5 protein-coding genes and 1 pseudogene are annotated in these 4,967 nt (G+C 58.2%); 5 read left to right on the top strand and 1 reads right to left on the bottom strand.

Annotated features, from left to right (window positions below; all coding sequences use genetic code 11):
* From WAO69_RS08290 to pdeM, 5 genes and pseudogenes are all read left to right on the top strand, one after another.
* Nucleotides 1-498: pseudogene (locus WAO69_RS08290) on the top strand (ATPase); the annotation flags it as partial.
* Nucleotides 495-911, top strand: coding sequence for an NAD(P)-binding domain-containing protein (locus tag WAO69_RS08285; protein ID WP_422177933.1), 417 nt, complete (start codon nt 495-497; stop codon nt 909-911). The pseudogene WAO69_RS08290 and the gene WAO69_RS08285, both read left to right, overlap by 4 nt.
* Nucleotides 912-977: 66 nt before the next feature.
* Nucleotides 978-1,307, top strand: a complete 330-nt coding sequence (locus tag WAO69_RS08280; protein WP_422177931.1) for an NAD-binding protein — start codon at nt 978-980, stop codon at nt 1,305-1,307.
* A 111-nt stretch (nt 1,308-1,418) separates the two neighbouring features.
* Complete coding sequence (locus WAO69_RS08275; protein WP_422177929.1) at nt 1,419-3,851, top strand: ligase-associated DNA damage response DEXH box helicase; 2,433 nt, start codon at nt 1,419-1,421, stop codon at nt 3,849-3,851.
* Between the two features lie 79 nt (nt 3,852-3,930).
* Nucleotides 3,931-4,602, top strand: coding sequence for a ligase-associated DNA damage response endonuclease PdeM (gene pdeM / locus WAO69_RS08270; protein ID WP_422177935.1), 672 nt, complete (start codon nt 3,931-3,933; stop codon nt 4,600-4,602).
* On the opposite strand, the gene WAO69_RS08265 is transcribed toward pdeM, so the two are convergent.
* Nucleotides 4,599-4,883 (bottom strand): LytTR family DNA-binding domain-containing protein, encoded by a 285-nt coding sequence (locus WAO69_RS08265; protein ID WP_422177927.1) that lies wholly within the window; start codon nt 4,881-4,883, stop codon nt 4,599-4,601. The two genes, pdeM and WAO69_RS08265, sit on opposite strands and share 4 nt — an antisense overlap.
* Nucleotides 4,884-4,967: the final 84 nt, after the last annotated feature.

Here is a 4,967-nt window from a genome sequence, read left to right as displayed (position 1 = left end):
GGCGGCATCTTTATCGTGGATGACCTTGGCCGCCAGGCCGAACCGCCGCAATCTCTGGTCAACCGCTGGATTGTTCCACTGGAAGAGAGCAAGGACATCCTGGCCCTGCAATCGGGCGAAAAATTCGAAGTCCCCTTCGACACGCTGGTGATCTTCTCGACCAACTTCCACCCGAACGAAATCTTCGACCAGGCTGCGCTGCGCCGGATTTTCTACAAGATCAAGATTGATGGTCCCAATCAGGAAAACTTCCTGAAAATCTTTGCGCTGGTCGCTCGAAAGAAGGGCATGCCTCTGGACGAACAGGCATTGGTGCATCTTCTCAAGGTCAAATACCCGACCATTAAGAACATTTATGCAAACTATCAGCCTGTGTTCCTGATCGACCAGATCATTTCAATCTGCGAATTCGAAGGGCTGCCCTATCAAATGTCTCCAGAGTTGATCGACCGGGCCTGGGCGAACATGTTCGTGAAAGACGAGATCATCGTGAAATGATTGGCATCGCGGGCTGCGGACGTATGGGTGCGCCCATGCTCGCCGCGCTAAGGCGTGCCGGATTTGATGCAAAAGGGTTTGATATCCGCCCACCTTGTGAATTTGGCGATTTGGAATCGCATGTAACGGACAATGTGGCAGAATTTTCGCAAAACCTGGGCACGCTGATCACTGTAGTTAGGGATATTTCGCAAACTGAAGACGTTTTGTTTGGCGCTCAAAACTTCTCGACGGCAAAACACGTCACCCGGATCATTGTCTGCTCCACGCTGTCTCCAAGCTATGTATTGGGTTTGCGGGACCAGATCCCGGCTCATATCTCCCTGATTGACGCCCCGATGTCCGGTGCACAAATCGCAGCAGAAGAGGCCCGCCTTTCGTTCATGTTGGGCGGAGATAATGCGCAATTATAGGATGCTTGGCCAATTTTTGCCGCAATGGGGACACATTTTCACAAATTGGGCCCCTATGGATCCGGCATGCAGGCCAAGGTGCTCAACAACCTCCTCGCTGCCTCGAGCACAGCGATGACCCGGCTTGTGCTGGATTGGGCCGAGGCAGCCGGACTTGATGAAGACGCTCTGCTAGCCCTCATCCATACGTCCTCGGGTCAGAACTGGTTTGCCTCGAACTTCAACGATATCGAATTCGCGCGCGATGGGTATGCGCAGGACAACACGATCGGCATTCTGGTCAAAGACGTCGAAAGCGCGCTGGATGCGGCACCAAACGGTGCCGATCTGGACCTGCCGCGCCTGATCCAGAGCGCGATCCGAAACCTCCGCCTGCGCTCTGCTCAGGGGTCTTGACCGCATTCAAAGGACAGGGGCCAAAGCGATCAGCCTACTGCGGCACATGGGGCGGATGGAGACTCGGTGGCCCCATTGGCGTTCCCAGCACTCCGGGTTAGATAGCGCGATATGCACGCTATGCCCCGCCCTTTCACCGACTGGTTCACCTCCAAAGGCTGGTCGATTCATCCGCATCAATTGGCGATGCTGGAACGGGCCGATGATCCGGCACTTCTTCTCATTGCGCCGACGGGTGGCGGAAAAACACTGGCAGGTTTCCTGCCGACATTGGTTGATCTAAGCGCGCGTGATCATACCGGGTTGCACACGCTCTACATCTCTCCTCTCAAGGCCCTAGCCGCTGATATCAAAAGAAATCTCACGACACCCGTTGAAGACATGGGGCTCAAGATTCGCATAGAGGACCGCACCGGAGACACCTCGGCTACGCGCAAGAAGCGCCAGCGCGCAGATCCGCCCCATATTCTACTGACCACGCCGGAAAGCCTGGCACTCCTCACCTCATACGAGGACGCGCCCCGCATCTTCAAAGGTCTCAAGCGTGTCGTCGTCGATGAGATCCACGCATTGGCAGAAAGCAAACGCGGCGACCAGCTGATGCTGGCGCTGGCCCGTTTGCAAACTCTGTGCCCTGCTCTCAAGCGCGTCGGCCTGTCTGCCACGGTCGAAGACCCCTCGGCCATCGCGCGTTTTCTGGCACGACATCCCGACCCCTGCGAGATTTTGCAGGCTGATCCCGGCCCGTCGCCGAACATCGCGATGCTGACCACCGACGAGTCCCCCCCATGGGCGGGAGGTGGCGCAAGATACGCCATACCGGCGGTGCTTGAAGAGGTGAAGAAACACAAAACCACCCTGATCTTTCACAACACGCGGGCACAGGCGGAACTGTTCTTCCATAACTTGTGGCTGGCAAATGATGATGCGCTGCCCATCGGCATCCACCACGGCTCTCTGGATCGCCAGCAACGTGAACGGGTTGAGGGGGCCATGGTGCGTGGTGAATTGCGCGCGATCGTCTGTACCGGCTCGCTTGATCTGGGGATTGATTGGGGCGATGTGGATCTGGTCATTCAGATTGGCGCGCCGAAAAACGTCAAACGACTGGTTCAACGCATAGGGCGTGCCACCCACCGCTATAACGCGCCATCCAAAGCACTTCTGGTGCCCGCCAACCGTTTCGAGGTGGTCGAATGCATAGCTGCGCTTGAGGCCGTTCAGGCGGGAGATCTCGACGGGGAACCACGCGGCCCCGGTCCTTTGGATGTGCTGTGCCAGCATATCCTGATAACTGCCGCCTCCGGGCCGTTTGACGCAGATGCGCTCTATGATGAGGTCTCGACCGCTGGGGCGTATCGCGACCTGACGCGCCAGGACTTTGACGCATGCCTCGATTTCTGCGCGACGGGCGGCTATGCGCTGCGCGCCTATGACCAGTGGAAGCGGTTGTTGCAACGCCCCGATGGCCTGTGGCAATTGCGCGACCCTCGTGCGGCCCAGCGCATCCGAATGAACATCGGAACCATTCAGGACACGGATACGCTCAAGGTCCGTCTGAAACGATCCCGCGGAGGCAAACCCCTGGGAGAAATCGAAGAAGGCTTTGCCGCCACGCTGACACCCGGCGATACCTTCCTGATCGGCGGGCAGATCGTGCGCTATGAAGGCCTGCGCGAAATGACGGTCGAAGTCACGCGCCGCGCTGACAAAAAACCCAAGATCGCGACTTTCAACGGCACCAAATTCGCCACGTCGACCCAGCTTTCCGCCCGGATTCTCGAGATGTTCCGCCAGCCCGACTGGCCCGCCCTGCCCAAACATACGGCAGATTGGTTGGCGCTCCAGCGCCGTGTGTCCAAACTGCCTGAACATGGGCGCCTGTTGATCGAAAGCTTCCCTCAGGACGGGCGGGAGCAGATGGTCGTTTACGGGTTTGCCGGGCGCAATGGCCAACAGACGCTTGGCCTGTTGCTGACCAAGCGGCTGGAGGAAATGGGCCTGAATCCGCTTGGGTTCGTGGCCACTGACTATGCCACATTGATCTGGGGCCTGTATCGCCTTGAGGATCCAACACCGCTTTTCGACATTGCCGCCCTGCGCGCCGGGCTGGACACATGGCTGGCAGGCAATGCCGTGATGAAGCGCACCTTTCGCGCATCGGCAACCATCGCGGGACTGATAGAACGCAATATTGGCGGACAGCGAAAGTCAGGACGTCAGGCGACATTCTCGTCGGACATTCTCTATGACACATTGCACAAATACGATCCCGATCACCTCATGCTGAAGATCACCGCGCAAGAGGCGCTGCGCGGCCTTGTCGACTTTGGCCGGATCGAGGAAATGGCCACCCGTGTCGGCAACCGGATCGACCACGTCCAGCTGGATCGCATCACGCCGCTGGCTGCTCCTTTGTTTCTGGAACCCGGCCGCGTCCCGATCAAGGGTGAAGCCGAAGAACGCCTGCTTGCCGAAGAGGCGCAGAGTCTCCTGTCAACCGCAGGCCTGGCAAACGCGTCATCCGGGCAAGAACCAAACTAGCACGCCGGCTTCCGAGACTGCTCAGAAGTACATGTGCATTCCCCTTGATAAGACAGCGACAATGCGCGATGAACAAATCATGAACGGGCATTCCTTTACCCTCGCGGGGGCCGAACTTGTTGCTCTTGGATCCGGCGCGCTCTGGTGGCCGGAGCAGCAACTCATGTGTGTTTCGGATCTGCATCTTGGCAAATCTGAACGCGTCGCCCGTCGTGAGGGGCGTGCTTTGCCACCCTATGACACCCGCGATACGCTCAACCGGCTGGCTGCCGATCTGGCCCGCAGCAATGCACGCACCGTTGTCTGTCTGGGCGACAGCTTTGATGATCTGGGAGCCGCGCAAGCGTTGCCTGAGGATGAAAGACTGTGGATATCCAGATTACAGGCCGGACGGCGCTGGGTCTGGATCGAGGGCAATCACGACCCCGGCCCGCTGGAGATGGGAGGTACCCATCTGGCCGAACTGCCCCGTGCACCGCTGACTTTTCGTCATATGGCACAAAGCGGTTCAAGCGGAGAAGTCTCGGGACATTATCACCCCAAGGCCGAGATCCTGACGCGTGCGCGTCTGATCTCACGCCCGGCATTTCTAGTGGATAGCGACCGGCTGATCCTGCCATCCTATGGGACTTATACCGGTGGGCTGCGCAGCACGTCCGCCGTGCTTTCGTCACTCATGCGGCCCGAAGCCCAAGCGATCCTGACAGGCCCGACCCCCCATGCCGTGCCGATGCCGCGCGGTCGGGACTAAAGCACGCCTGCAGCTTCAAGATCGGCTTTGTACTTGCGACTTACTGGCACCCGGTCGCCGTTGTTCAGCAGCAGTTGAATGCGGCCACTTTCTTTTTCGATCTGGCTGATGGCACTGGTCGCAACCCAGTGCGATCTATGGGTCCAGTACCCGTTCACGCCATCCATTTCGGCGATCGCATCCGCCAGGCGCATCCGTAAACGCTGAACACCGCATTCCGTCACGATACATACAAAATGAGTTATGCCCGAAAGTTGGTGATGGTCTGAAGTAGGCGGCATATCATGGCGGTGTTCAAGACGCCGTCGTTCTCAAAGAGAAAGGATATGCCACCATGGCCAAATCTACTGTTGTACCATTCGAAC

It is taken from the genome of Aestuariivita sp., from assembly GCF_049276915.1.
In the GTDB taxonomy this organism is placed as follows: Bacteria; Pseudomonadota; Alphaproteobacteria; order Rhodobacterales; family Rhodobacteraceae; genus Aestuariivita.
Note: the sequence above shows the minus strand (reverse complement) of the source record. Positions and strands in the feature narration are given on the sequence as shown.

Coding starts and splice junctions, on each gene's coding strand:
- WAO69_RS08285 (WP_422177933.1), top strand. CDS start 495: ATGATTGGCATCGCGGGCTGCGGACGTATGGGTGCGCCCATGCTCGCC.
- WAO69_RS08265 (WP_422177927.1), bottom strand. CDS start 4,883: ATGCCGCCTACTTCAGACCATCACCAACTTTCGGGCATAACTCATTTT.
- pdeM (WP_422177935.1), top strand. CDS start 3,931: ATGAACGGGCATTCCTTTACCCTCGCGGGGGCCGAACTTGTTGCTCTT.
- WAO69_RS08275 (WP_422177929.1), top strand. CDS start 1,419: ATGCACGCTATGCCCCGCCCTTTCACCGACTGGTTCACCTCCAAAGGC.
- WAO69_RS08280 (WP_422177931.1), top strand. CDS start 978: ATGCAGGCCAAGGTGCTCAACAACCTCCTCGCTGCCTCGAGCACAGCG.